The sequence below is a fragment of the Rhodococcus sp. GQ147 genome, from assembly GCF_059759155.1.
In genome coordinates, this window is record NZ_JCAXDU010000019.1 from 21,768 (window position 1) to 46,334 (window position 24,567).

The 24,567-nt window shown below is 67.8% G+C and carries 26 protein-coding genes; 7 read left to right on the forward strand and 19 right to left on the reverse strand.

The window, feature by feature from the left end; translation table 11 throughout:
* Positions 1-58 precede the first annotated feature (58 nt).
* The 3 genes from AC6CID_RS19770 to AC6CID_RS19780 all read right to left on the reverse strand — a co-directional run bounded on the left by AC6CID_RS19770 (position 59) and on the right by AC6CID_RS19780 (position 2,149).
* Positions 59-544: an HNH endonuclease gene (locus AC6CID_RS19770; protein WP_268655610.1), complete on the reverse strand. Its 486-nt coding sequence runs from the start codon at positions 542-544 to the stop codon at positions 59-61.
* Positions 541-750 (reverse strand): helix-turn-helix domain-containing protein, encoded by a 210-nt coding sequence (locus AC6CID_RS19775; RefSeq protein WP_498354343.1) that lies wholly within the window; start codon positions 748-750, stop codon positions 541-543. Before AC6CID_RS19775 ends, AC6CID_RS19770 begins: the two co-directional genes overlap by 4 nt.
* Before the next feature lie 280 nt (positions 751-1,030).
* Positions 1,031-2,149, reverse strand: a complete 1,119-nt coding sequence (locus AC6CID_RS19780) for a tyrosine-type recombinase/integrase (RefSeq protein ID WP_498354344.1) — start codon at positions 2,147-2,149, stop codon at positions 1,031-1,033.
* A gap of 344 nt (positions 2,150-2,493) precedes the next feature.
* Between AC6CID_RS19780 and AC6CID_RS19785 the strand changes: the two genes are divergently transcribed.
* On the forward strand, positions 2,494-3,309 hold the full coding sequence (locus AC6CID_RS19785; RefSeq protein ID WP_006551587.1) for a DUF5602 domain-containing protein: 816 nt from the start codon (positions 2,494-2,496) through the stop codon (positions 3,307-3,309).
* A 21-nt stretch (positions 3,310-3,330) separates the two neighbouring features.
* Here AC6CID_RS19785 and AC6CID_RS19790 read toward each other — a convergent pair whose 3' ends face one another.
* Positions 3,331-3,702 (reverse strand): VOC family protein, encoded by a 372-nt coding sequence (locus AC6CID_RS19790; RefSeq protein WP_230826417.1) that lies wholly within the window; start codon positions 3,700-3,702, stop codon positions 3,331-3,333.
* Between the two features lie 99 nt (positions 3,703-3,801).
* Between AC6CID_RS19790 and AC6CID_RS19795 the strand changes: the two genes are divergently transcribed.
* The 3 genes from AC6CID_RS19795 (at position 3,802) to AC6CID_RS19805 (ending at position 6,161) form a co-directional block, all read left to right on the forward strand.
* The gene (locus AC6CID_RS19795; RefSeq protein ID WP_006551589.1) at positions 3,802-4,785 is read left to right on the forward strand and encodes a helix-turn-helix transcriptional regulator; all 984 of its coding nucleotides are present in this window, start codon (positions 3,802-3,804) and stop codon (positions 4,783-4,785) included.
* 55 nt (positions 4,786-4,840) lie between these two features.
* Positions 4,841-5,614 (forward strand): amidohydrolase family protein, encoded by a 774-nt coding sequence (locus tag AC6CID_RS19800; protein WP_217580109.1) that lies wholly within the window; start codon positions 4,841-4,843, stop codon positions 5,612-5,614.
* Positions 5,615-5,708: 94 nt separating this feature from the next.
* A complete protein-coding gene (locus AC6CID_RS19805; protein ID WP_019289873.1) occupies positions 5,709-6,161 on the forward strand; it encodes a hypothetical protein in 453 nt (150 codons plus the stop codon).
* Between the two features lie 68 nt (positions 6,162-6,229).
* On the opposite strand, the gene AC6CID_RS19810 is transcribed toward AC6CID_RS19805, so the two are convergent.
* The 8 genes from AC6CID_RS19810 to AC6CID_RS19845 all read right to left on the reverse strand — a co-directional run bounded on the left by AC6CID_RS19810 (position 6,230) and on the right by AC6CID_RS19845 (position 14,550).
* Positions 6,230-6,559, reverse strand: a complete 330-nt coding sequence (locus AC6CID_RS19810; RefSeq protein WP_006551592.1) for a YnfA family protein — start codon at positions 6,557-6,559, stop codon at positions 6,230-6,232.
* A gap of 11 nt (positions 6,560-6,570) precedes the next feature.
* The gene (locus AC6CID_RS19815; protein WP_217580110.1) at positions 6,571-7,584 is read right to left on the reverse strand and encodes a DUF8320 family protein; all 1,014 of its coding nucleotides are present in this window, start codon (positions 7,582-7,584) and stop codon (positions 6,571-6,573) included.
* On the reverse strand, positions 7,581-8,795 hold the full coding sequence (locus AC6CID_RS19820; RefSeq protein WP_498354345.1) for an ATP-binding protein: 1,215 nt from the start codon (positions 8,793-8,795) through the stop codon (positions 7,581-7,583). The genes AC6CID_RS19815 and AC6CID_RS19820 overlap by 4 nt, the downstream gene beginning before the upstream one ends.
* Positions 8,792-9,064 (reverse strand): LuxR C-terminal-related transcriptional regulator, encoded by a 273-nt coding sequence (locus AC6CID_RS19825; RefSeq protein WP_016692216.1) that lies wholly within the window; start codon positions 9,062-9,064, stop codon positions 8,792-8,794. The genes AC6CID_RS19820 and AC6CID_RS19825 overlap by 4 nt, the downstream gene beginning before the upstream one ends.
* A gap of 148 nt (positions 9,065-9,212) precedes the next feature.
* Positions 9,213-10,235 (reverse strand): DUF8320 family protein, encoded by a 1,023-nt coding sequence (locus AC6CID_RS19830; RefSeq protein WP_498354346.1) that lies wholly within the window; start codon positions 10,233-10,235, stop codon positions 9,213-9,215.
* Positions 10,232-11,455: a sensor histidine kinase gene (locus tag AC6CID_RS19835; RefSeq protein ID WP_024103133.1), complete on the reverse strand. Its 1,224-nt coding sequence runs from the start codon at positions 11,453-11,455 to the stop codon at positions 10,232-10,234. Before AC6CID_RS19835 ends, AC6CID_RS19830 begins: the two co-directional genes overlap by 4 nt.
* On the reverse strand, positions 11,439-12,116 hold the full coding sequence (locus AC6CID_RS19840) for a response regulator transcription factor (protein ID WP_006551596.1): 678 nt from the start codon (positions 12,114-12,116) through the stop codon (positions 11,439-11,441). The genes AC6CID_RS19835 and AC6CID_RS19840 overlap by 17 nt, the downstream gene beginning before the upstream one ends.
* A gap of 43 nt (positions 12,117-12,159) precedes the next feature.
* A complete protein-coding gene (locus AC6CID_RS19845) occupies positions 12,160-14,550 on the reverse strand; it encodes an ATP-dependent DNA ligase (RefSeq protein WP_498354347.1) in 2,391 nt (796 codons plus the stop codon).
* 124 nt (positions 14,551-14,674) lie between these two features.
* Between AC6CID_RS19845 and AC6CID_RS19850 the strand changes: the two genes are divergently transcribed.
* The gene (locus AC6CID_RS19850) at positions 14,675-15,004 is read left to right on the forward strand and encodes a hypothetical protein (protein WP_217580114.1); all 330 of its coding nucleotides are present in this window, start codon (positions 14,675-14,677) and stop codon (positions 15,002-15,004) included.
* 622 nt (positions 15,005-15,626) lie between these two features.
* Here AC6CID_RS19850 and AC6CID_RS19855 read toward each other — a convergent pair.
* Together AC6CID_RS19855 and AC6CID_RS19860 are read right to left on the reverse strand one after the other, a co-directional pair.
* Positions 15,627-15,827, reverse strand: a complete 201-nt coding sequence (locus AC6CID_RS19855; RefSeq protein ID WP_033096757.1) for a cold-shock protein — start codon at positions 15,825-15,827, stop codon at positions 15,627-15,629.
* Positions 15,828-16,139: 312 nt separating this feature from the next.
* Entirely contained in the window at positions 16,140-17,942 is a 1,803-nt protein-coding gene (locus AC6CID_RS19860) for a glycoside hydrolase family 15 protein (RefSeq protein WP_217580115.1), read from the reverse strand.
* Between the two features lie 121 nt (positions 17,943-18,063).
* Here AC6CID_RS19860 and AC6CID_RS19865 point away from each other — a divergent pair, with 121 nt between their 5' ends.
* On the forward strand, positions 18,064-19,515 hold the full coding sequence (locus tag AC6CID_RS19865) for an MFS transporter (RefSeq protein WP_254707573.1): 1,452 nt from the start codon (positions 18,064-18,066) through the stop codon (positions 19,513-19,515).
* 80 nt (positions 19,516-19,595) lie between these two features.
* Here the strand turns inward: AC6CID_RS19865 and AC6CID_RS19870 are convergent, their stop codons facing one another.
* From AC6CID_RS19870 to AC6CID_RS19880, 3 genes are all read right to left on the reverse strand, one after another.
* Complete coding sequence (locus AC6CID_RS19870; RefSeq protein ID WP_033096759.1) at positions 19,596-19,802, reverse strand: hypothetical protein; 207 nt, start codon at positions 19,800-19,802, stop codon at positions 19,596-19,598.
* A 74-nt stretch (positions 19,803-19,876) separates the two neighbouring features.
* Complete coding sequence (locus AC6CID_RS19875) at positions 19,877-20,179, reverse strand: SHOCT domain-containing protein (RefSeq protein WP_033096945.1); 303 nt, start codon at positions 20,177-20,179, stop codon at positions 19,877-19,879.
* Positions 20,180-20,211: 32 nt separating this feature from the next.
* The gene (locus AC6CID_RS19880; protein WP_498354348.1) at positions 20,212-20,661 is read right to left on the reverse strand and encodes a DUF6325 family protein; all 450 of its coding nucleotides are present in this window, start codon (positions 20,659-20,661) and stop codon (positions 20,212-20,214) included.
* Between the two features lie 197 nt (positions 20,662-20,858).
* Between AC6CID_RS19880 and AC6CID_RS19885 the strand changes: the two genes are divergently transcribed.
* Positions 20,859-22,250 (forward strand): hypothetical protein, encoded by a 1,392-nt coding sequence (locus AC6CID_RS19885; RefSeq protein WP_498354349.1) that lies wholly within the window; start codon positions 20,859-20,861, stop codon positions 22,248-22,250.
* 51 nt (positions 22,251-22,301) lie between these two features.
* Here the strand turns inward: AC6CID_RS19885 and AC6CID_RS19890 are convergent, their stop codons facing one another.
* Positions 22,302-23,132 (reverse strand): class II glutamine amidotransferase, encoded by an 831-nt coding sequence (locus AC6CID_RS19890; protein WP_112319952.1) that lies wholly within the window; start codon positions 23,130-23,132, stop codon positions 22,302-22,304.
* 60 nt (positions 23,133-23,192) lie between these two features.
* A complete protein-coding gene (locus AC6CID_RS19895; RefSeq protein ID WP_498354350.1) occupies positions 23,193-24,515 on the reverse strand; it encodes a diacylglycerol/lipid kinase family protein in 1,323 nt (440 codons plus the stop codon).
* Positions 24,516-24,567: the final 52 nt, after the last annotated feature.

The following is a 24,567-nucleotide window of genomic DNA, read 5'->3' on the forward strand; positions in this document are numbered from 1 at the left end:
AGAACGCGGGAGTGGCCTCATCGGAAACGGTGGGGCCATTTTCGTATGTGGGCATGGCCTACGCACCGCCTCGAATGATGGACCGAATGGCCGTGATGACGTCGTTTGCTGCGTAAGCCAGTTCGAGGTCATCGAACCCGTGGCGGTGGACGAGGTTCACGTACGCCGTAATCCGCTCACCGATCACGGGATCGGCGGACCGGCGCAAGGCGTCCACGGCCAGGAGCTCCAAATGCGGGAGAACTGACAGGAGCGGAACACATGCCATGGCGTAGGTGGGCGGTGGCCACGAGGCCCCGCGTGCCTTCCGGTCATGCTCCCACTCGTCCAGGGTCATATCGGACTTGTCCAGGTTGCAGCGGTTGCACGCCGCCGCGTAGTTCTCCGGAGCATCGGCCCCGCCGCGGGAGAACGGGACCACATGGTCCACCTGGGACGGTTCGGATGTGCCGCAGTAGTGGCAGGAGGCGTCGTCCAGGATCGAACGGCGGAGCGTCTCCGTAAGGCCACCGCGGCCCCGGGCCAGGGTCGTGGAGGTAATCACGGTCGCGCACCTCCGGCGGTGCCACTGTTCACGAGGGACTCAATGGCAGAGATGGGGACGCGGAGCGCACGCCCGGAAGGGAGCCGGAAAGCTGCCAGATGACCGGCGGCGATGTATCGGCGGATAGTCCGCGGATTGACACCGATCATGGCCGCTGCCTCGTCAATGGAGACAGCAAGTTTCGTAGGGGAAGACAACAGGACCACCTCGTACTGGTAGGTCCGCCGGAACCTGTTCGAGTTCCGGCGGTGTGGTCCTGTATGGAGTTCGTACCGGGGTCCGGGAAGTGTGTTGTTCCGGCCAGGGTGGGTAGTCCCGCCGGCACCGCCCGGGCGGTACAACTGCGAACGTACCTGCGGTGTCCGGCGGTGTCAACGATGAGGTACGCGGGACTCGTTGGTGGGCAACGCAAATGACGACGTTTACGGAAGGCAAAGGCCCCCCGCCGGAACGTCCGACGAGGGCCTCCACCTGGGCGCTGCCGGCCTATTGCTCCCAGACCTTGGCGGCCAGAGCGGCGTTCCGTGCGGCGGTGGAGTGCGTGTACCGGGCCGCCATCGACGCGGACGTGTGCCCGGCCATCGTCATGAGGTCCGCCAGGGTCGCTCCGGCGTTGCCCCACAACGTGAGTGCAGAGTGGCGGAGGTCGTGTATCCGGAGCGTCGGGTGACCGATGGACGCCGCCGCCCTCTTGAACGGCTCCGCGATGGAGTCACGATGGACGACGCCCTTCCCGCCCGCCGCCACGACCACGAGGCCATCCCGTCCCGGCTCCGCGAACTCCCGGAGGTGCGCCTCGAGGACCGGACGGAGACCGGGAGGCAACGGCACGGTCCGGAGGGACGCCCTGGACTTGGGGCGGTCCATCCGCCACTCCCCCGCCACGCGGACCACCGCCCGCCGGACGGTCACGGACACCTCCGCGTCCGTGAGGGTGAGGTCCCGGCGGCGGAGGCCCTGTATCTCACCGATGCGGAGCCCTCCGAGCCCGGCCAGCAGAGCAACCACCGCCCACCGCCTGGGGAGGGCGTCGGCCAGTGCCCGAATCTCCGCAGCGGTGAGGGCCACCGGCTCGTGTTTGCGATGCTTCACGGCCCCGCCACGGACCCGGGCCGGGTTGGCCGGGAGGAGCTCGTCGTCCACCGCCTGGGCCAGGATGCCGCGCAGGAGGGCGTAAGCGTTCGCGTTGCGCGTCGGGTATGCGGGGTCCAGTCCGGCCCGCCACCGCCGGACCTCCGGAGCGGTGAGCTCCGCCAGCGGCACGCTCCCCAGGTCCGGGAGGACGAGGTTCTCCAGGTACCCGCGATACAGGACGATGGTCCGTGGTTTAAGGCGGCCCAGGGCCTCCTCGAGCCACCGCCTCGCGTACACGGCCACGGTGAGCTTGTCGTGACCGTCCTCGTACGGCTCCGCTCCCGGCGGCGTCCAGACGCCCAGGTCCACGAGGCGGCGTTGTTGCCCCAGCCATCCCTCCGCGTCCACCTTGGCCGCGAACGTGGACGGGGCGTTGTGCCGTGCGAGGTCCGGTCCGATATACGAGGCTTGGTACCTCCCGGACGGGAGGCGGCGAACCATCCCCCAGCCGCGTCGTGTCGTTCCGGCCATCTAGCCCTCCTCATCGTGCAGTAACCGTGCAGTCAGAGAGTACGGATGTGTCCGCTTGCGTGCAGTTATGTCCACGGCTACTGTGAGCCACTACCGGCGGATACGGCTCGTATCCCCAGGCAAACCGACAATTCCAGAATGGGACGGCGACAGGTTCGAATCCTGCCGGGGGCACACATCGGGTCCGCCGGCTCCGCGAGCACTCCCGGACCCCACCCCCGGAACGTCACGGGCACCGTCCCCTCCACGCATCACGGTTCGATCTAGTCAGCCCTCCACCGTTCGCGCGACAGTTAGCATCCACAACGATGCCGCTCGACGACGACGGAAATCGAGGACCCCGCATGGACATTCGGCCTCGTGCCCGACATCTCGCCGTGATCGTCTCGGCGGCGGTCCTCGGATTGTTCGTCACTCCCGCTCCCGCAGGAGCCGGGGGAGTCTCCGGCCTGGTCGAAGGACCCGCTCATCCCGTCGGGGCGGGCAACGCCCGCACGTACGTCACCGTCGACGAGGCGGGCACGCCGGCCACCATCGGGGTGCGACTCGATGCGGCGGCCCTCGACGACCTGCCCGGTGCGCTGCTGCCGGTCACCGAGGCCTACGTGCTCGAGTTGCCCGAGGAGGCGGCCGCCACCGCGTTCGACCACGTCACGGTCGACTGGAACTCGCACGGCCACGACCCCCAGCACGGCTTCGACGTCCCGCACTTCGACGTCCACTTCTATCTCCTGGATCGGCCCACGGTGGAGTCGATCCATCCCTTCGCCCCCGGCTACATCCCGGCCGCGGCCCGCGTGCCCGACCCGCGTTACGTGCCGGAGGGGTACGCACCGTCCGGGGATCCGCTGACGTCGACCGTCGCGGGCATGGGACTGCACTGGGTGGACACCACCGAGGCGGAGCACGATCCGGCAGCGGGACACCACCTCACCGAGACCGTGCTCTACGGCACGTGGGACGGACGGCAGGCGTTCATCGAACCCATGCTGAGCCGGGAGTGGCTCGCGACGCGGCCGGCGCACCACGAGGAACTCCGACTGCCCGAGGCGTACCAACGCGAGGGCCTCTACCCCACCACCTACTCCGTGTGGTGGGACGAGGCGTCGCAGACGTACACGGTCGAACTCGGTGGGCTCACGATGCGCGAGGCGTCGTAGGCCGGTCGGTCGAGCGGAGGCTCAGTCCAGCGGGGAGACGCGGATGAGGTTCCCGTCCGGGTCCGAGACCACGAACGTCCGCCCGAACACCTCGTCGTGCGGCGCCTCCACGACCGTCACCCCCTTACCGGCCCACTCGTCGTGGATCGCATCGACGGCGGCGGTCGAGCCCGGCACCATCACGCCCACCTCGGAGAACCGCGGAGCGGTCGCATCCACGGTCTCCGCGCGACCCGACCACAGTGCGAACAGCACTCCCGGCGCCACTTCGAAGGAGACGTAGCGCGGGGTCGTCATCTGCGGGGTCATGGCGAACAGGTCGCTGTAGAAGCGGGTCGCGCGTTCGACGTCGGTCACGTAGATCAGGAACAGGTTGGGCGACGACACGGTCATCGGTCCCTCCTTCCGGTAGGCGGTGAAGGCTTCGAGGACTACCGTGACACCGAAACCCGACAGTTCCTGTCGTGTTTTCGAAAGGAGATCGCGCATCCGATGAACCGGCCGCAGCGGTTGCTGAGCATGCTGGTCGTCCTGCAGGCCCGCAGCCGGGTCACGGCCGCCGAACTCGCGGAGGAGTTCGGCGTCTCCGAGCGCACCGTGTTGCGCGATGTGGAAACGCTTGCTGCTGCGGACCTTCCGGTGGTCGCCGAACGCGGCAGATACGGCGGCATCGTGATGCTCCCCGGCCGGCAGACCGACCTGAACCGGCTCAACGCGTCCGAGGTGGATGTCCTGCGCGCCCTGGGTGTCGACATGGGCCGGGCCCGCCAACTCGGTGTCGACGCCGCCGCGCGGGACGCCGTCCACAAGCTCACCGCACGCGCCCGGCGCACGCCCTCCACCGCACGCGAGAACGACCTGCTGCCACTGACCGAGGTGGTCACCGTCGACAATCGGGGATGGTTCGCCACCGAGGACCGGGCCGACGTCGCTGCCCTCACCCGCGACCTGCGGCGCGGACGGCAACTCGCCATCACGTACCGGTCGAGCGGGCACCGCGGCGAACGCGAGATCGTCGTCGATCCCTACGGTGTGCTCTCCCGCGCCGGCCGTTGGTATCTCGTGGCGGACGACGAGGGGCGACCACGACTGTTCGCACTGACCCGCCTGAGTGCGTGGACAGTGCTCGACCGGCCGCGCCGCCTGTCCCCCGGCCGCACCCTGCCCGCCCTGGCACGCGAACTCGGCGACGCACTCGAACGACGCGAGGACGTCGTCGTCACCGCCGATCTCGCGGCGAACCGCCTCGATCTCGCCCGGCGCATCCTCGGTGCCCGCCTGCGCGGGAGCACCGCAGGGCCGCGACCGGACGTCTCGCGGATCACGGTGGCCTACGACTCGATCGACGGTGTGCGGCAACTGCTGCAGTTCGGTGAGCACATCGAGATCGTCGGGCCACCCGAGGCACGGAACCTCGTGGCGGAACTGGCCGAATCCCTCCTCCGCCGTCACACCGCGCATCGCCGCCGCGAGTGAACTCCCGCTGATCCGAACCCTGTTCCGCTCGGACCGGGCTTCCTATCGTGGGGAGATGTTCGACGCCCACCTGCACATCATCGATCCGCGTTTCCCCCTCGTCGAGAACGACGGCTATCTGCCCGAACCGTTCACCGTCGACGACTATCTCGCGCGGGTCGCGCATCTGGGTGTCACCGGAGGCACGGTGGTGTCGGGGTCGTTCCAGGCTTTCGACCACGGCTATCTCCTCGACGCGCTCGACCGGCTCGGGCCCACTTTCGTCGGCGTCGTACAACTTCCGGCCACCGCCTCGGACGACGAGATCACCCGGCTCGACGCGGCGGGAGTGCGGGCCGTGCGATTCAACGTCCGCCGTGGCGGATCGGCGGCACTGTCCGACCTCGACCGGCTCGCCCGGCGGGTCCACGATCTCGTCGGCTGGCACGCCGAGTTGTACGTCGATTCGCGCGATCTGGCCGAGCTGCACACCACGATCGCGGCACTGCCCGCCGTCTCCGTCGACCACCTGGGACTGTCGCAGGACGGCTTGCCGTCACTGTTGCGGCTGGTGGAGAGCGGTATCCACGTGAAGGCAACAGGGTTCGGGCGCGTCGATCTCCCGGTGGCCGACGCGCTTCGCGCCGTTGCCGATGTGAATCCCGGGGCACTCGTGTTCGGCACCGATCTGCCGTCGACCCGCGCACCGCGACCGTTCCGGGACAGCGACATCACCCTCGTCGAGGACGTGTTCGGCGACGAGCTCTCCGACGCGGTACTGCGCCGCAATGCTTCCGAGCTGTATCGGATCGAGACCGAAACCGCTCCTGGGTCTTCGGTGTCTCGATAGACTCACGCTCGTCATCGGTGCGCGGGACGCGCCGCGGTGTTCCCCGCTGCGGTCGGCTCCCGGACGTGACCTTCCCTTTCCGAGGAGCAGCACCATGCCTGCACTGCGAATTCCACGTCGAGTTCTCGCCCTGGCGGCACCCGTCGCCGCCGCAATCGCATTCACCGGTGTGGCCACCGCTGCACCCCCTCAGCCTCTGGGCACGGCGATCACCATCGGCTGCATCAACCAGGGCAGCCTGGCGTCGTTCACCTCGGTCACGGCGCAACCCGGACCGGACGAGGGCATCCCCGGTGGCCACGTCCTGTTCTCCACACGGGAGGCCCTGTGGCCGGTCCCGGCAGCGGGGCAGGTCAGCGTCGCATGGCTCAACCGCAACAACGGCCGCACCGGCATCGTCGATCTGGTCGGTACGTACCCGAACCTGTCGACCCTGGTCGACACCGGTCCGGGCGAGGTCGTGGCGACGGTCTTCGGTTCGGTGAATCTCGGCAGTGGACCGCTGTGCAACTCGACCCCCGCAGTCGGCGGCGTCGTGGTGCCGTGACGTCCGGAGAGGCATCCGGCCGCCACTGTGCCGGATGCCTCGTCACCGAGGCGAGGCCGGATGCAGCGTCACCTAGGTGAATACATGATGATGGCGACGCCGGCGAGGCACACCAGCGCGCCCGCGACATCCCATCGGTCCGGCCGGAAGCCGTCCATCACCATGCCCCACACCAGGGAACCCGCCACGAACACACCGCCGTACGCGGCGAGGATGCGACCGAAGTTCGCGTCGGGCTGGAGTGTGGCGACGAAACCGTAAGCGCCGAGAGCGATCACGCCCAGCCCCATCCAGATCCAGCCGCGGTGTTCGCGCACGCCCTGCCACACCAGCCACGCACCACCGATCTCGAACAGGGCGGCAACGGCGAACAGCAGCAACGACTTCAGCACGGTCACGAGAGGTGACTCTAACCCTGCGACGCCTTGCCGAGCTCGATGCGGCGCACGGAGTCCCCGCGCACGAGGATCGTCACGAGGGCCCGGCGTCCTGGGGGCAGGACCCGCACCGTGACGGAACCGTGTGACACCGAGTCGAGTTCGTCGGCGACCGCACGGCGGAGGCGGGCCTGTTCGTCGGGGGGCACCCCGTCCAGGCCGTGATCGTCGAGCATCACCACGTCCACGCCTCGCCGGCGCGCGGCGTCGGCCGCCTCGACGACCTGGGGATCCTGCAGGGCCGGTGCTCGAAGCCCGTCCCGCAGACGTGCTTCGAGCAGCACACCGGCGCGTCGCTCCCCCGCCTCGAGTACCTCTCCGGTCGCGATGCGTTCGAGGAGGGGACGGGCCAGGGAGTCGAGCCGATCGAGCTGCGCGTCGCGTTCCTCGAGCGCTGCAGCCGAGGCCGCCTGTTCGGCGCTGCGCTGCAACGACATCGCACGCAGCAGGTAGATGGATCCGGCGAGGGGTCGCAGGGTGAAGGCGAAGAAGGTGGACATGAGGACCGGGGCGGCGTTGACGAGCGACAGCGACAGGCCGGGGCCGATCCCCTGTCCGGTGGCGTAGGTCCAGAAGGTCGCGGTCGCGATCATGCAGGCCAACCCGATCCACGCCGCGAAGGTGCGACCGCGCACGCACATGAAGGTGAAGACGACCGTGGACATCCCGAGCGGCCAGGTCGCGATGCCTCCCGGAGACGGCACCGGTAGCACCGAGAACACGAGCGCCGACGAGACCGTCCCGGTGGCGGCGAGCAGGATCGTCGCCGGCATCGGCAGCGGGTCGCCCGGAACGGTGATGAGGGTGAATGCCGCGAACGTGCACACGAGCACGGCGAGGGCGGGAGGCCAGCTCGCGGACGTGTGCTCGGCCCCGAACGCCGCCAGCACGAGGCAGACCAGGGCGTAGAGGCTCACGAGCGCACGTGCGGCCGTGGTGCGCATCCCCAGCAGGTCGCGCACGTCGCGGGTGGGTTCGGCGGTCACGGCGCGCGACGCTCGGCCGGATCGCACCAGTGCAGCGTCACCGTCGTGCCCGCGGGACCCGAGGTGATCTCCGAGTCGCCCCCGGCCATGCCGCGCATGCGTCCGTGGATGCTCGCGCGGATGCCCATCCGGTAGGGGTCGATCCGGGCGGGGTCGAATCCGTGGCCGTCGTCGCGGACGACCACCCGGACCGATCCGGGCCCGAGGTCGACGTGCACGGCCCGCTGCGTGCCCGGGCCGGCGTGGCGCACGCTGTTCCGCACGGCCTCGGCCAGTGCGGCTGCGACCGCTCTGATCACGTCGGCCGGGTAGTGCGGTCCGGCATCGGTGCTCGTCGTGGTCGTGAACTCGACGTCCTCGTCGACCTCGGAGGCTGCCGAGCGGAACTGGGCTGCCACCCGGTCGGCGTCGAAGCTGCTCTCGGTGTCGTCGCCGCGCCGCAGGGAGTCGAACATCTCCAGCGCACGACGGGCCTGGGCCGCGACGGGACCGTCGGATGCGCCGCGACCCGAGGCGAGCAGGGTGGACATCACCCGGTCGTGGACGAGTGCGTCGAACCGCTCGCGTTCGACCGTCCTGGCCGCGGCCGCCGCTGCTGCGACGACGGATTTCTCCGTGGCCGCGACGGTGGAATCGAGGACGTCGACCGTGCGGAAGGCGACGATCGCCGCGGCGGCGAAGACCCCGCAGAACATGAGCGCGAACGCGAGTTCCGGGACGAAGCGGTATCCCGTCGTGGTGTTCACCAGCAGATAGTTGGTGGTCTGCACGACGAGCACCACCACCGTGAGGTAGGCGAGCGCCGTCCGCGGCCGCCACGCTGCCGCCGCGGACAGTCCTGCCACTCCGGGGAAGAGCGCCTGCCAGGCCGTGTTCGTGGAAACCTCACCCGTCCAGGCCGGGAACCACAGGACCGCCGCGACCAGGAAGGCGACGGCGTTGGCGGCTGCGAGTCGTCCGACCCACCGGACATCGCTCAGGAAGGTCGCCACCCCGAGCGCGATCCCGGTGCCGAAGATCGCGAGCAGTGCCGTCGGCAACCACCACCATGCCGTGAGGTGGGCCTGCGACACCGCTGTGGGGACGACGAACAGCAGGTAGAACACGTAGCCCGCGCTGATGAACCGACCGAAGACCCGGTGGATCCGGTCGGCCGCGCTCGTCGGATCCGTCGTGTGTCCACCCTGTGTGGTGGCAGGCCGACGGGTCACAGCTCGTCGATGGAGACCACACCGTCCTGCAGAGCGCGGGCGAGCAGTGCCGTCTTCGTGGTCGCCGTACGCCCGACGCGGGCGTACTTCTCACGGATGCGGACGATGTGGGTGCTGACCGTGGCTGCGGTGACGAACAGGCTCGCAGCCGCCTCGGACTTGGACTCGCAGAGCAGCCAGGCCCGCAGGATCTCGATCTCGCGAGCCGAGAGTGCGGGCTTCTGAGGCGCAGGCTTCTGTGCCGGGGAATGTTCGAGCATCGTCGTCATAGCGCGTCCCTACCGAGATGAATACATGGGATCGAACCGAGTCCCCCGACGAACTCCGTTTCGAGTGTCTACAACGTAACGGTTGAAACCGACAACTACCCAGACAGATTTTTCTCTGCCCAAGAAAATATGGGCATCGGTGTTTCGCCTAATTACCGGTGCGCCGGCCGTCGTGCCCGATCTCGATTCGGCACACATCCTCGCCCTTCACGAGCATCGTCACCATCGCCGCGCGGGCCGGCGGCAACACACGCACGGTCACCGACCCTTCTCTCACCGAATCGAGCGCGTCCACCACCTCCCGGTAGACGGCGCGCCGAACCTCGGGAGATGCCGAGTCCATGGCGTGGTCGTCGAGCATAACGATCTCGACGCCGCGCCGGCGGGCCGTAGCGGCGGCCCGGTCGACCTCGGGTACCTGGAGTACGGGCGCACGCAGACCGTCGCGCAGTCGTGCCTCGACGAGTCCGCACTCGATCCGTTCGTTCTCGTCGAGGGGTTCGCCCGAGACGATCCGCTCGAGCAACGGACGCGCCGACGCGTCGAGGCTTCCGAGGCGGACGTCACGTTCCTCCAGAGCCGCGGCAGCCGCGGACTCCGCCGCGATCCGCTGCATCGACCGGGCGCGCAGCAGGTAGATCGACCGCGCGAGCGGGCGGATCGTGTAGGCGCAGACGGTGCCCATGAGCACAGGTCCCGCACTCGTGATCGTCAGCCCCAGTCCGTAGCCGAACCCGGGGCCCGTGAGATGCGACCACAGCGCGGCGACGACGAGCATGAGGAGCATCCCGCACCAGGCGAACCCCGTGCGTCCCCGCACGCACATGAACACGAGGATCGTCGTGGACATCCCGAACGGCCACAACTCGATGGGGTGCGGCGCCGGATCGGCGGGCACCACCCACAGCACCGACGCCGACGCGATCGCGCCCGAGAACGTCATCGCCAGTGCGGGTCGCACCGGTAGTGGGTCCCCCTCGACTGCGACGAGCGCGTAGGCGGCGGCCACACACACGATCACGGCGATCGCGAGGGGCCAGCGGACCTCCGCATGGGGCGCGGTGTTCAGGGCGAGCACCACGCAGGTCACCGCGTACAGGACGGCGAAGGCCCGCGCGGGCCTGCTGTGCATCCGCAGCAGATCGGAGACGGTCGAGTTCGCAGTGTTCATGCGGCCGGATCCCGCCAGTACAACAACACCCGGGTCCCGGCGCCGGGAGCGGACTGCACGACCGCCCGGCCCCCGGACACCCGGCGCATACGTCCTCGGATGCTCACTTCCAGACCGAGCCGGTGCGGGTCGACGGCCTCGGGTTCGAAGCCTCTGCCGTCGTCCACGACCTGCACGGAGATCCATCTCGGTGCCACGTCGACCTCGACCGTGCGGGACGCGTCCTTTCCGGCATGCCGCACGCTGTTGCGTACCGCCTCGGCGAGGGCAGCGGCGGTCGCGCGCGCGGGTTCGGGTGGGAACGCAACGTCGCCGGATCCCGGGGCGACACGGCCGGTGAAGACGACATCCTCGTCGGCCTCGGTCGCCGCCGATCGGAGCCGCGCCACGACCGCGGCGGCGTCGAGCGCCGACTCCCGATCGGTGCCGCGCCGCAACTCGTCGAGTTCGGCGACCGCTCGTTCGGCCTGCTCGACGAGCGACTCTCGGGGTGCGTTGCGTGACACCGCCAGCAGGGTGGACATCACGCGGTCGTGGACCAGGGCATCGAACCGTGCGCGCTCGGCGTTCCGTGCTTCCGCTGCGGCCGCGGCGGCCGCCGTGGCCTGGGTGGCAGCGATGGTCTCGTCGAGGGTGCGGCCGGTGCCGAGTCCCACCACCGCGGCCGCGAGGAAGACCGTGCAGAAGACGAACGCGAACGCCAGGTCGGGTGCCAGGAAGTATCCGAAGGGGGCGTCGCGGGCGAGGTGATTCGCGCACTGCGCGAGCAGAACCACGAGGATCATGTGGACGAACGCCCGCCGGGGTCTCCACGCGACCGCCGCCGCGAGCGACGCGAGGCCGGGAAAGGCGGTGAACCACAACGACTGGTCCTGCGGGATCTGCGTCCCGTTCCACGCCACGAACCACAATGCGACCATCACGACGTAGGCGAGCGCATTGACGGTCGCGGTCCGCTGCATCCACACCGTGCCGCGGAACGAGGCGAAGCCGAGCGCGACCCCGGATCCGAACATGAGGACGGCCGCGGTGGGAGTCCACCACCACGCGACGAGTGCCGACACTTCGAGGATCTCCGGCACGAGCAACGCGAAGTAGCAGAGATATCCGATCGCGACGAATCGCGCGAACATCCGGAGAAGTCGGTCGGCAGCCGCCGTGCTGCGATCGTGCGACTTCTCCCCGGTGTCCCCGGCCGGCTCGTCAGCGACGGCGGACATCCGACCGTTCGGGCATCGGCAGCCACCCGTCCTCGACGGCACGTTTGTACAGATCCGTCTTCGTGGGTGCGGGACGACCTGCCTCCGCGTACTTCTGGCGGATCCGCTGCAGGTAGTCGTTGACGGTCTGCGGAGCGAGGCCCGTCAGCCGGGCGACCCGGTCGAGCTTCTCCCCCGACGCATACAGTTCGAGCACTTCGAGCTGTCGCGGACTCAGGCCGACATCGTCGAGTTCGGGATCACCGTCGATCGCCGCGGCCCACTCGGTGCTGGCGACCTGCCCTCCGGCGGCGGCCACGCGGATCGCCTCGATCACCACGGCCGCGGGCTCGGATTTCCGCACCACCCCGAGCACACCGGCGCGGGCGGCCGAACGCAGCAGATACGGGTTCTCGGCGCCGGTGAAGACCAGGGTCTCGAGGCCCGCCGCGCGCAGCTGCTCGACGTTGCTCTTCGGGGAGGATCCGTCGGACAGGCGCAGGTCGAGAACGGCGAGGTCGAGGTCGGTGACCTGCTCGAGCAGACCCGAGACGGTGGTGGCGGTACCTGCGAGCTCGAGATCGGGTTGATCGGCGAGCATCGCTGCGAACCCGAGCGCGACCGACTCGTGATCCTCGACCAAACCGATCCGACGGACGACGCCACGCGAGCCCTCGGCCATTGATGCCTCCCCTAATGCCCGATCACCCGACTTCGAACGAACGTTAGCAGTCAGCGCCTGTTTCCTCTTCTCGCACCACACTCGACGCGTCCACATCGTCGCGCAGACCACGCCAGCTCGCGTGCCGCACCCGGTCTCCTTCCGTCCATCCTCCGAACCGCACCTCCCCCACGAGTTCGGGCCGCAACCACACCGCATCGCGGCGTTCGGCGGCCGGCACTTCGTTCGCGAACGGGTTCGTGCGGCTCGTGCGCCCTTTCATAGCCTTCGCCACCGACAGGAGCGTCTCGTCGTCGAAACCGGTGCCGACCTTGCCGACGTACACGAACTCACCGTCGTCGTCGTAGACGCCGAGCAGCAGGGAGCCGAAGGTCGAGGCACGGTTGCCGTTGCCACGGCGGTATCCGCCGAGCACGACGGTCTGGGTGAGCCAGTTCTTCGATTTGATCCATCCGGCGCCGCGCTTGCCCGGCAGATACACGGAGTCCCGGCGTTTGGCGACCACGCCCTCCCAGTTCTTCGCGCGGCTGCGCGCGAGAGCCTTCGAGCCGTCACCCGAGAGCAGATCCGGGACGATCAGTCCGTCCGTGGCAGCGGCGAGCGCCTCGAGGACCCGTCGGCGATCGTCGTAGGTCTTGCGCAGCAGCGACACCCCGTCGAGATACAGCACGTCGAACACGCGGTACTCGTAGTTCACGCCCCGCTGCAGCATCGAGAAGCTCGTCACCCCGGAGCGGTCGACGGCGACGATCTCCCCGTCGAGCACCGCCCGGTGACCGTCGAGGATCGTCGCGAGTTCGACGAGCTTCCGGTAGTCGCCGGTGACATCGCGACCGGATCGGCTGCGGAGCCTGACGGTGCCGTCCTCGATCTCCGCGATGGCGCGGTATCCGTCCCATTTGCCTTCGAACGCCCAGTCTTCGGCGTCGAGACCCGAGACGTCACCGGAGGTCGCGAGCATGGGCGCGAGATCGCGCGGGAAGGCCTTGGACCCCGACGATCCGACGAGGGAGGCCGGATCGGCATCGGACGACTCGGTGCTCGGCGACGACTGGTCCTTCATGCGGTGCGCCAGCCACTGGTTCTTCTCGGTGCGGATCAGCGCGTACCGTCCCTCGACCCGGTCGCCGTGGAACCGCACGATCACCTCGTCGTCCCGCCACTTCTCGGTCTCGTAGGTGCCGGTGTCCCACACGGTCATGCTGCCGGCGCCGTATTCGCCCTTCGGGATCGTCCCGTGGAAGGTCAGGTACTCGATCGGGTGGTCCTCGGTCCGGACCGCGAGATTGTTGCGCCCCGAGGTGTCCGGCAGGTTCTTCGGTACGGCCCACGACGCCAGCACACCGTCGCGTTCGAGCCTCAGGTCGTAGTGCAGGCGACGCGCGTGGTGCTCCTGGATGACGAACCTGTTGCCGGGACCGTCGTCGGGGACGCGGTCGGGTACCGGTTCCGGGGTGCGCGACGCGTCGCGCTTGCCGCGGTAGGTGTCCAGGGCGTCTCCGCCGGACACGGTCTTGCCGCCGGACCCGGCCTTGTCTCCGGACACGGCCTTGTCTCCGGACACAGCCTTGTCGAGGGGCGGGTCGAGACCGGCGAGCAGGTCCCCGAACTTCTCGATGCGGACGAGGACCTCCCGGAACTGCAGTTGCGCGAGGTCGGGGTCGTCGAGTTCGTCCCAGCTGCGCGGCGCCGCCACCCACGGCTCGTCGCGACCGCGCAGCGAGTACGGCGCGACCGTCGTCTTGGAACTGTTGTTCTGGCTCCAGTCGACGAAGACCTTGCCCTCGCGCGCCGATTTCGCCATCGTCGCGGTCACCAGGTCGGGAAGGGTGGTCTCGAGATTGCGCGCGACCTGCTTCGCGACCTTCGACGCCCCCGACGACGACAGCATCCGATCGAGCGGGACGTACAGGTGGATGCCCTTGCTGCCGCTGGTGACCGGATAGGCCGACCACCCGAGTTCGGCGACGGTGTCGCGCACATGGCGCGCGACCTCCGCACACTCGGCGAGGCCCACGCCGGGCCCCGGGTCGAGGTCGAAGACGATGCGGGTCGCGGGTCCGGCCTTCTCTCCGTCGAAACGCCACTGGTGCACGTGGAGTTCGAGGGCTGCCTGTTGCCCGAGCCAGACGAGCCCGGCGGCGGAATCGAACAGCGGGTAGGTGACCCGCCGGTCCTTGTGATGCAGGGTGCGACGGTCGAGCCAGGCCGGTGCGTGGTCGGGGAGGTTCTTCTCGAAGAAGGACTGTTCGCCGACACCGTTCGGCCACCGGTTGCGGGTCGCGGCCCGGCCGACGATATGGGGAAGCATCGCCTCGGCGACGGCTTCGTAATACTCGACGACCTCGCCCTTCGTCGTCCCGGTGCGCGGATACAGCACCTTGTCGAGGTTGGTCAGGGTGATGCGGTGACCGTCGATCGTCCGGGTCGGCATATCTCGAATTCTGCCAATTCGGACGCGTTCGGGTGCGGTGTCGAAGGGTGACGATCGGGACTGCACGTCCGGGAACGCCGAGCTTCGAAAGGAGGTAGGTTCGGAGAGTCGGTCTGACGCGGCGATGAACTATTTCCCCGACGGCGAGCATCGCCGGCAACTCCTCGCTGCGCTCCGCGCTTCCGAACCCGGTGTCGAGGAGTTGTGGCTCCGCCACTTCGCGCTCGGCGGCGAGGTGGGGAAGATGGAGATCGAGGCGTATCTCGACGGCCTGCTTCCCCTCTCCCGTGTGCAACACGATCTGATCACCCATGCGATCAACGAACGCCTCGACGAGATCGCCCCACCCCGTGCACCCTATGCAGCCGAACTCCCCGCGTCCCTCCCCGAAGTGGACGACGGCGGCGACGATCCCGGCGAATCACGAGGAACGGGGCCGGATTCCGACCGCTGAAGTGATGACGCCCGCGCGCCGAACGACCTGCGGCGCGCCGAAACCCTGCCACCCGAGCAGGGGGAAATGGGCGACAGGGTTCGGCATCGCCCGAGTGGCCTACCTCTGATCCACCCGGCGCCGGCGATCGTCCGCGCAGGGGGTGACAGGCGATCACCGATGTCCTGAGCATACGCCGAAATGCCCTCACCGGGACCGATTGTGCGTACTCGAGGCACGGCCGACGGGGCAGGTCGACAGATCCGACCCCCTGCGTCGGAAGTCTCGCGCCCCGCCGACAGAGTCGACAGCGAACGCATCGTTCGCTTCCGGTGCAGTCTATTCGTTTTCTACAGGATCGGCAGTAGTTCGATCGGACCACAGCCTGCCCGACCGGGTCCCACGAGGCGCCCGGCCGTAGACGGACCGGTACTGCGTCGCGAATCGTCCGGGCGAGGAGAAGCCCCACCGCGCAGCGATCGACGCGACCGTCTCATCGTTCGGGTCGGCGGCCTGCAGATCTTGGCCCGCGAGGCCCACATCTGCTCCTCGGTCGGAGCTGCAGCAGCGAGGTGGGTCTCCTCCGCCCACTCGTTCGCCCGTGTGTCCATCTCCCGATCCCACCATCCGAACGTCCCGTATGTCAGCACACCTGCACGTTGACCGCATGTCGACCGAAGATCCCGTAACCGATCTCGAAACGGACCTGTTGGCCACCGGTCAGGAAGCGGTAGCCGCTCCCATCTATCTGTGAGTAGTGCACCAGGATCTCCGTACCGTCGTCGTCACGGATGAACCCGTGACCCAGACCGGCGTCGAACCACAGCACAACACCATGTTCCATTGTCGCTCCCCTGCCACCGTTCGCGTTGTCCCGACGGAGCAGCGACGCGGAAGCGTATCCCCTGCGCTCCCGACAGCCCCTCTGCACCTGTCATTGAAACGTGCCCGGCGGGTCCGGGGAAGTGTCCACGCCGAATCGGCGACATTCGTACGATTTCTACCGATTTCACGGCGTGCCAATATAGTTCGTTCGATGGACAGACACCGACGATCGTGGGGGCGTATCCGGGCTGTGGGTGCCGACAGGATACATACAACACGCACGCATTTGTGTGAAGAGCCTACGGACACATGACATTCGGATGACGTCGGGTCATACGGCCGGTGCTCCGTCGACCGGATCCACTGCCTGTGCCCGTTCGGCGACAGTGATCGCACAGGCCGCGCCGACGAGGGTGAGGTGACTGAATGCCTGGGGGAAGTTGCCGACCTGCCGTCCCGCCGGCACGTCGTACTCTTCGGCGAGCAGTCCGAGGTCATTGGTGAGTCCGAGCAACCTCTCGAACAATGCGCGGGCCTCGTCGACCCGGCCGTTGAGCGCCAGAGCGCTCACCAGCCAGAACGAGCAGGCGAGGAACTGCCCTTCGTCGCCGGGAAGCCCGTCGTCGGTGTGCGTCGTGGAATACCTGGATACGAAGCCGTCGCGACCGAGTTCGTTCCGGATCGCGTCGATCGTGGAGGTGACCCGGTCGTCGGTCGGCGGGAGGAAGCCGACGAGCGGTATGAGCAGCACGCTGGCGTCGAGTTCCGTGGAGCCGTAGTACTGCGTGAACGTGCCGCGGACGGGGTCGTATCCACGTTCGCAGATCTCGTGGTGGATCTCGTCGCGAGCCCGCTTCCACCGCTCGAGCGGAGCGTCGAGGCCGAATCCCTCTGCGATCCGGACGGCGCGATCGAAGACGACCCAGGCCATCACCTTGGACTGCGTGAAATCCCGGCGGGGACCGCGTGTTTCCCAGATCCCGTCGTCAGGATCCCGCCAGATCTTCTCGACGTGCTCGATCACCGCCTGCCATCGGGGCCACATGTGCGCCTCGATCCTGCCGAGCGCCTCGGCCCCCTTGTACGCCACGCTGAGGACTTCGCCGTACACATCGAGTTGGAACTGTTCGGCAGCGGCGTTACCGACCCGCACAGGTGCCGACCCTTCATAACCGGGCAGATGATCCACCTCGAACTCGGTCAGCCGGCGTTCGCCCCTGATCCCGTACATGATCTGGATATCGGCCGGATCACCCGTCCCCACCCGGAGCAGGAAGTCACGGAAGGCCAGGGCCTCGGAGGTGTATCCGCCGGCGAGCAGCGCCTCGAGTGCCAGCACCGAGTCGCGCAGCCAGCAGTATCTGTAGTCCCAATTGCGTACCCCGCCGAGAGCTTCGGGCAGGGAAGTGGTCGGGGCCGCCACGATCGCGCCGGTCGTCTCGTCGGTCATCCCTTTGAGGACGATCAGAGACCGGATCACCTCGTCGCGATACGCCCCCTTGTAGGTGCACCGGCCGGTCCACTCGCGCCACCACTCCACGGTGCGCGCGAGCGCGGATTCGGCATCCTCGACGACGGGGGCCGGTTCGAAGGATGCGTACCGGTCCAGAGCGAATCGGTATCGGCCGCTCTCCACGGCGACGAACTCGGATTCGACGGTCCCGGCACGGATCTCCAACGGTACCGTCGTGCACAGATGGAAGGCATCCGGGCCGGCCGTCGCGACGGCACCGTCGGCCACCGCCTCGACCCATGGAGTGACGGCCGCATAGTCGGGACGCAAGGACAGATGCATCCGCATCGGCACCCGACCGCGCAGACCCTGGACGATGCGGACCAACCGAGGCGGACCCGACCCCCGGCGAGGCATGAAGTCGATCAGGCGGACGGCACCGTCCGCGGTCTCGAAGTCGGTCTCGAGCACCAGGGTGCCGTCGGCGTAGCGGCGGTTCACCGCCGCGGGTTCCGCCTCGGGCGCGACGAGCCAGCGTCCGTGCTCCGGGCCGCCGAGCAGAGCCGCGAAACACGATCCGGAGTCGAAGGCGGGCATGCACAGCCAGTCGATCGAGCCGTTCCGGCCGACGAGCGCGGAGGTCTGCAGGTCACCGATGAAGCCGTAGTCCTCGAGAAGCATGGCGGTACCCCCGCGAGAAGAGGAGTCGAGTCCTTCGATCCTCCTCTGGTCTCGGATGCGAGGTCAAGGTCACGGTTTCGACTCGTCGACGCCACTGTGCACCACCGCGGTGGATCATGACGTGCAGAGTTTCGGCGACGTCCTTCGCGACGGGAAGTACGAGATGACCGACAATCCGGTGGCGAGACCGTCCGCCCCCGTCCGGCGAATGTTGCTCCCGCTCGCCCTCGCTCAGTTCATCTGCAGTTTCGCAGGTTCGAACATGAACGTGATGATCAACGACATCAGCGTCGACCTGGACACCACGGTGCAGGGTGTGCAGACCGCGATCACCGTGTTCCTTCTGGTCATGGCAGCTTTTATGATTCCGGGTGGGAAACTGACGGACCGATGGGGTCGCAAGCGGTGTTTCGTCGCCGGACTCGTACTGTACGGCGTGGGAGCCCTCCTGAGTGCGGCAGCACCGGGTCTGGGAATCCTGATCCTGGGCAACTCGATCTTCGAAGGAATCGGCACCGCACTGCTGATCCCACCCGTGTACATCCTCACGACGATGCTCTTCACCGACATGAAGTCCCGGGCACGGGCCTTCGGCGTGATCACCGGTATGGGTGGGATCGGCGCCGCGGCGGGGCCGTTGATCGGTGGATTGATCACCACCGCGATCGACTGGCGGGCTGCCTTCGTCTTCCAGGCACTGATCGTCGCCGCCATCGTCGTTCTGAGCCGAGGGCTCGAGGATCCCCTGCCCCCGGATCCGACCACACCCTTCGACGGGATCGGTGCCGTCCTGTCCGCCGCGGGTCTCGTCTGTATCGTCATGGGGATTCTCCAGGCGGACAACGCACTCTCGGTGTCCGCTACCCTCATCGGCATCGGAATCCTGCTCGTCGTCGGGTTCTTCCTACACGTACGGCGGTTCGAACGAGCCGGCAGAGTGCCACTACTGTCGACCGACCTGTTCCGCAATCGCACGTCGAATCTCGCGCTCGTCACCCAGAACATCCAGTGGCTGCTATTGATGGGTGTCGCGTTCGTCGTCTCGGCATTCCTGCAAGTGGTCCGCGGCTACAACGCGATCGAGACCGGCGTCATCTTCACCGCGGCCACCGCCGGCATCCTCGGTGCCTCGTTACTGGCGGAGCGGTTGGCCGACAGGCATTCACAGCGCGCTCTCATCATGAGCGGCTTCGTCGTCACCCTCGCCGGCATCGTGGTTCTGCTCCTGTTGGTGCGTGCGTGGACCAGCGCATGGGCGTTCGCTCCTGGCCTGTTACTCATCGGCGTCGGGCTGGGTGCGATGCTCACTCCCTCCGTCAACGTCGTGCAGTCGGCGTTCCCGGAGGAACAGCAGGGTGAGATCTCGGGTCTGTCGCGCTGCGTGTCCAATCTGGGTTCGTCCCTGGGCACTGCCGTGGCAGGTACCGTCCTCGTCGTCGGCCTGGCCACGCCGAACCGTTCGTATGCGGCCGCGATGATCGTGCTGGCATGCATCGGGCTCGTCGGACTCGTCGCGTCCGCTCTCCTTCCCGCGACCTCGAGTGCCACGCCTTCCGCCTCCGGAGCACAGTGACGACCGTGTCGCGAGGAGAGGGCCGGAAACATACGGAATACGGTCTCTCTCTATACATTCGATGCATGACCGGTACGAGCTCAGGTCGACGGCGGCCGGCGGGTCGACCAGTTCTCCGGCTCGACCTCCCCGACGTCCACGTCGTGCCCGAAGAGCTCACGGGCGAGCGCACGCGCACGATCCCGTACCTCCGCCGAGGTGAGTTCGTCCGCGAGCACCAACGACAGCCTCGCCAGACGGTCGGCCGGCTCGCCGATCCGGTGTACCGTGCACCTCCAGTCGCCCACGAGCCCGGTCCCATCGCATCGATCGTCGCGTCGGAACGGTCGTAGTCACTCGCACCGGATGCCGCACTCGTATTTCAGGATGCGAGAATTCGCGCCTTCTCCCTCTCGAACTCGGCCTCGGTGAGCACGCCCTGGGCCTTCAGTTCGGCGAGGTCCTTCAGCGCGGCGATGCGGTCCGTTCCACCCGGAGGTGGGGCGGCCGGAGGAGGCGTGGGCACGGGTTCGGGTTCCGGCGCGTACTGCGCCGGACGACCGTAGACGGCCTGCCCCTGCGATGCCCATCGCTCTCCCTGCCGACGGGAGACGCGGTTGGAGACGGCCGTCGCCGTCCCCGCTACCACTGCGGTGCGAGCCACCCCGCGGAGTAATCCTGGCATGTCGATCTCCTCCTGTATTTCGTTCGCTGGAATCACATTTCGACGTCGAGCTTCTCCAGCGAAGCCAGGATGCTCTGAACCGGGATACGCCCGGACGCGACGAGTTCGGCGCCGTTGCGACGCAGTGCCCGCGCCAGCGGAGCAGCCCAGGTGTTCTCGTAGACGAGCACGGCCGCCGAGCAGCCGGGTTCGAGCGCCGCCCCCGCTTCGTCGAAATCGGTGTCGCCGAGCAGGCCCGACGACGCCTCCGCGAACAACGTCACGTCGACTTCTCCTTCGAGTCCGACCTCGGAGATGTCGATCCCGGTGACCGAACCGTCGGTGTCCTTGCGGACGAACGCGAGATCGAGCACCCGGATGATGCCTCGCTCGACGAGGTCGAGCAGCAGCGGTAGCGCAGAGCCGTTCGGTGATCGGTCGGCAGGGAATTCGATGACGAGATAGTCGACCGGGCCCATCTCGTCTATATCCGAATCGGTCACCTGGAGCCTCGTTTCGATGAAAGATCGTTCACGGAAGCCGGGAGCCGACTTCCGTCGGTGTCGTCGAGAACAGATCCCCCTCCCGTCGAGTATGACCGCCCGACGGCCACTTCTGAAGCGAATACGGTTCGAATTCCTGCCGGAGCGATCCGCAGCGGCGCATACTGGATCCGGCCCCGAAAGGGGGCGATGCCGGGATGACCACGAACATCGGCGCGGGCGGTGAAGAGCCCCGACCGGGCCGGCTGAGCGACGACGAACGCGCCGAACTCGACCGGTTGCGTGCGGAGGTCGCCACGCTTCGGGAGCGAGCCGCTGTCGGGGTCGAGCCCGTTCCCGAGCCGCGGCCCGCGAGACACGGATGGCGCTGGGCTGCCGTTGCGCTGCTCACCGTGCTGGTCGCGGTTCTGGCCGTCCTCTCGATCACCGCACGGTTCGTGCGCAGCGAGATCCTCGACACCGACCGGTACGTGACCACCGTCGCCCCACTGGGCTCGAATCCCGCCGTCCAGACACAGATCGCGAATTCCGTTACCGACGAGATCTTCACACGCGTCGGCGTCGAAGGACTGACGACCGACGCTCTCGTTGCTCTCACCGATGCCGTTCCGGCCACGGAGAACGCGCCGCGCGTCGACCGCGCCGTCGAGGGACTGGCACCGGTGATCACCGGGCAGGCACGAAACTTCGTCAACGAGACGGTGTTGTCGCTCGTGCAGAGCGAGCAGTTCGAGGATCTGTGGATCCAGGCCCACCGCGCCGCCCACAACGCATTGGTCGCGGTCGTGACCGGGAACGTCGGACCGTCGTCGGTGACGGTCGACGATTCGGGCACGGTGAGCATCTCTCTCGGCACGGTGATCGACAACGTGAAGGAACGTCTTCTCGACCGCGGTTTCACGTTCGCCGAGAAGATCCCGAGTGTCGACAAGCAGTTGGTCCTGTTCCGATCACCGGAACTGGTCCGGGCGCAGCGGGCGGTGAACACTCTCGACAACGTTTCGGATGTGCTGCCCTGGATCACTCTCGCCGCTGCTGCCGGCGCAGTCGCCCTCGCGCCGCCGGGCCGTCGCCTACGCGCACTCGCCTTCGTCGGCCTCGCACTGGTCGTAGGAATGTTCGTTCTGGCGGTCGCGCTCATCATCGTCCGGTCGCTGTATCTCGACGATGTCCCGCCCGACGTCCTATCGCCGGAGGCGGCAGCAGCCATCATCGATGCCGTGCTGATGCCGCTGCGGACCAGCCTTCGGGCGGTCGCGGTGCTCGGACTGGTGATCGCTCTCGGTGCCTACCTCACCGGTGGCTCGTCCTCCGCCCGGACCGTTCGGCGTGGGTTCGGCCGCAGCCTCGATGCCGTTCAGCGACTGCGACAGCCCCGTTCGCCGAATCCCTTCGAGAAAACCGCTTTCCGCGCCCGCACCGCCATCCGATCGGTCATCATCGGAGCGGCCGCACTGCTCGTGATGTTCTGGCGTTATCCCACCGGACTCGTGGTCACGCTCATCGTGCTGGGTGCGGTACTGGCACTGCTCGCTCTGGAGCTGGTGATCAGGCCCGCGCGCAACCCTGGGAACCAACCGACGACCTGATCGTTGCCGCATTCGGCGGGAGCGACGTCTGTAGCGGGGAATTCGTCGTGATCACATCGAGCGCACGGGTGAGATCGGCGCGAACGGCCGGAACTCCTGATCGCTCCCCCGAACGACACCCGCGCTCGACTCGGGAACCTCCAGCCAAGCCCCTTCGAGATCGCGGAGGGGTTCGGACACCACGAAGCGGGTGTCGTCCCCCAGCTGGTACAGCACTTCCACTTCAGGATGCTGCGCCCGTATCGCCTTGATGTCGGCCGAGTAGAACAACGAGCGTGTCTTCCGCTCCGTCGAATACCGGAACACCCAGACGCAGCTGCCGTCGGTGGTGGCGATCGTTCCCTGCATGGGATTCTCGATGCCCATGCGTGCTCCGATGTCCTCCACGAAACCGACGGCCTTCGCCACGCCGGTGAACGGGTCGTCGGCGAGGCCGAAGGTGAGCGCGAGGTAGAACAGCATCTCGGAATCCGTCGATCCCCGGATCGCGTCGTAGAGACCCGGATCTACGGCCATCGCCAGGTCCCGTTTCATGAGGTGGAATCCGTGCACCGCCCCGTTGTGCATCCACAACCTGTTGTCGTAGCGGAAGGGGTGGCAATTGGTGCGCTGCACCGGAGTTCCCGTCGAGGCGCGGACATGCGCGAACATCAACGGCGTACGGATCTGCGTGGCGAGCTCGCGGAGGTTGCTCTCGTTCCAGGCGGGTTCGATGCACTTGAACAATGCCGGCCTCGGGCCTTCTCCGTACCAGCCGATGCCGAAGCCGTCCCCGTTCGTGGTAGTTGCGCCCATCTTGGAATGCAGGCTCTGGTCGATCAGGGAGTGCACCGGCCGGAAGAGCAGGTCGTCCATCAGGACGGGATCACCGGTATACGCCATCCATCTGCACATCCCTCCATTGAAGTCGTGGGATACGCCGGAATGTGAGATCCGAAGAGTTCAATTCGGCCACAATATCTTCCGCAATCGGGCGGAATCGAGGCGCGGGGGCGGCACACGCACTCCCGGACGGTTGCGGGGAACACGAACTCGTAGCGCTCCGGTGGAGATCGTGCATCGTGCCGGTGTCGACAGCATCACCGACTCGCCGTCGACTCCGACCGGAATTTCCGGTACGTCCGCATCGACGACCACTTCTGTCGCCGTGCGCTGCAACAGTCCTCGGTCGTGGGTGCGGCGGAACAGGCCGACCGTCTGGCGTGCGTTCGAGACCGAGATCGCGACGACGCCGAGCCGGCCGTTGTCCAGACGGGGACGTCGGCCCATACCTGCCAGGTCGTCGAAGGCGTACGGACCGTTGCTGATCAACACCGCCTGGGGCCCGTCGACGGCCTCCGTGTCGATGTGTGCCCGCAAGCCCGGCCGGCCCTGCTCACCGAGCAGATCGGGCAGCATCTGCAGCACCGTCGCCGTCTTGTCGGCACGGTACTGCGGACTCCGGACCACCTCCGCGTAGACACCGAAGGACGCATTGTTGACGAACGGCCGCCCGTTGATCCGGCCGAGATCGACGCGCAGTTCGACCCCGTCCCGGAGGGCGTCCAGACCCGCGGCGGGATCCTCCCGATCCAGTCCGAGGTCGAGAGCGAAATGGTTGCGGGTTCCGGCGCTGATCACCACGAACGGAAGCCGGTGTTCCGCCGCGACCGCCGCGACCAGGGCCTGCGTTCCGTCACCACCCGCGACGCCGAGCAGGTCCGACCCGCGCTCGACGGCCTTCTCCGCCAGCTCGGTGACGTCGAGTTGCTGCGGACCGCTCAGCAACACCACTTCGGCCCCGAGTTCCTCGGCCTTGTGCTGCAGGTCGAAACGGACAACCTTGCCCCCGCCTGAGCGTGGATTCATGACGAAGAACGGGTGCTGTACGGGAACGGCCGGGAACTCCGGCTGCGGGCTCACGCGATCGGCCCGCAGGGCACGGCGTCCGCACGCGACCGCCACAGCGACGAGGAGCACCGACACGACGGCGACCCCCAGGTGACCCGACGCCGCGAAGACGACGATCACGACCCCCGGCGCGAGGACGGTCATGGCCAGAGCTGCCCCGCGGATCACGCCCCGGTGGGTGAGGAACCAGTAGGCCCCGGCAACGGCCAGGGCTGCGCCGGCCACCGCGACCAGCAGCAGTGCGACGACGCCGCGCAGACCCGCCTCCGCGAGCGGCACCACGATCGCCGCGGTCACGGCGAGACAGGCCGCCCACGCCCACCACCGCGATTCGGCGGCATGCCCGCCGCTACCCGGGCCGTGATCCTCGGACATGGGCGTCGACCTCGCATTCGCGTCGAGTACCGAGCACTCGGCGACGGATCCG